The following is a 1,950-nucleotide window of genomic DNA, read 5'->3' on the forward strand; positions in this document are numbered from 1 at the left end:
TATGAACTAAGGTGAAACGCGATATTTTTGTCTTGTTCAGTACGCATTTAACGAGAGGTTTGCGACGTACTCTTCACAATCTTTAAGGGGTAACTATGAGCGATTCTACAAAAACGACAGGCTGTCCAGTGATGCACGGAAGCCAAACCCGTTCAGGCGGGCGTGGTTCTGATAATAAAAGTTGGTGGCCGAACCAATTGAACTTGTCGATCCTTCATCAGCATGATCAAAAAACCAATCCAATGGATGAGGGATTTGATTATGCTAAAGCGTTCGAGCAACTCAACTTGGCTGAAGTGAAACAAGATCTCACGGAAGTGATGACGGATTCGAAAGAGTGGTGGCCCGCAGATTACGGTCACTATGGTCCGTTCATGATTCGTATGGCTTGGCACGCAGCAGGAACGTATCGTTCTGCGGATGGGCGCGGTGGTGCAAATAACGGTAATCAGCGGTTCGCACCTCTAAACAGCTGGCCTGATAACGGCAATCTCGATAAGGCTCGGCGTTTATTGTGGCCAGTGAAGAAGAAGTACGCTAACAGCCTCTCTTGGGCCGACTTGTTTATTCTGGCCGGTAATGTCGCGCTCGAAAGCATGGGTTTTAAAACGTTTGGCTTTGGTGGTGGCCGTGAAGACATTTATAGCCCCGAAGAAGATATTTACTGGGGTGCAGAAAACGAATGGTTGGGTAACAAACGCTACAGCGGAGAGCGAGATCTAGAAGACCCGCTTGCGGCTGTTCAAATGGGTTTGATTTACGTTAATCCCGAAGGCCCCGATGGAAATCCCGATCCGATTGCGTCAGGGATTGATGTTCGCGACACATTTGCGCGTATGGGGATGAATGACGAGGAGACGGTCGCGTTAACCGCAGGTGGCCACACCTTTGGTAAAGCACACGGCGCGGGCGATGCCGCCTTGGTCGGTCCTGAGCCAGAAGCGGCGCCAATCGAAGAGCAAGGCTTTGGATGGAAATGTGCCCATGGCAAGGGCAAAGGGCGCGACACGATCACGAGTGGGATCGAAGGGCCTTGGACACCAAATCCGACGCAATGGGACAGCGGCTATTTTGATGTTCTCTTCGGCTACGAATGGGAATTAGAGAAAAGCCCTGCTGGTGCATATCAATGGGCCGCCAAAGGCATCGCCGACAAAGACAAAGCGCCTGACGTTGAAGACCCTTCACAGCACGTGGGTCTGATGATGACGACAGCAGATATGTCGATGAAGATGGATCCAGCCTACCGTGCGATATCAGAGCGCTTCCACAAAGACCCAGATGCGTTTGCGGATGCTTTCTCCAGAGCTTGGTTTAAGTTGACGCACCGCGATATGGGCCCTAAATCTCGTTACCTTGGGCCGGAAGTACCGCAAGAGGAGCTGCTTTGGCAAGACCCTTTGCCTGAGCGTGACTATGCATTCGTTGATGGCGCCGATATTACCCAGTTAAAGGCCAGTATTGGCGCGTCAGATCTGAGTGTCGCTGAGCTGGTGTACACCGCTTGGTCCTCCGCTTCGACGTATCGTGGTTCTGACTATCGCGGAGGAGCCAATGGTGCGCGTATTCGTTTAGCGCCTCAGAAAGACTGGGAGGTCAATGAGCCTGAGCAGCTAGCGCGTGTTTTAGCTGTGTTGGAAAATATCCGCTCCAAGTTCAATGACCAAGCCGGTAATAAGGCGATTTCGCTTGCCGATATGATTGTGCTTGCTGGCAGTGTGGCGATTGAGAAGGCTGCACGGGACGCGGGTGCTTCTATTGAGGTTCCCTTTACAGCGGGGCGGGTGGATGCAACGCAAGCGCAAACTGAAGTAGAGTCGTTTGATCTACTGAAACCGCAAGCGGATGGTTTTAGAAACTATCAAGCCAAGTCTTTCAGCGTGAGCGCAGAGGAGTTGTTAGTCGACAAGGCCCAACTTCTTGGCTTGACGGCAGCCGAGATGACGGTGC

At 51.9% G+C, this 1,950-nt stretch carries 1 protein-coding gene; it reads left to right on the top strand.

The genetic code is table 11. The features are described from left to right. Positions 1-95: 95 nt before the first annotated feature. A partial coding sequence (gene katG, locus A3751_RS13725; protein WP_068457041.1) for a catalase/peroxidase HPI occupies positions 96-1,950 on the top strand: 1,855 nt, incomplete at its 3' end.

It is taken from the genome of Oleiphilus sp. HI0080 (assembly GCF_001635135.1).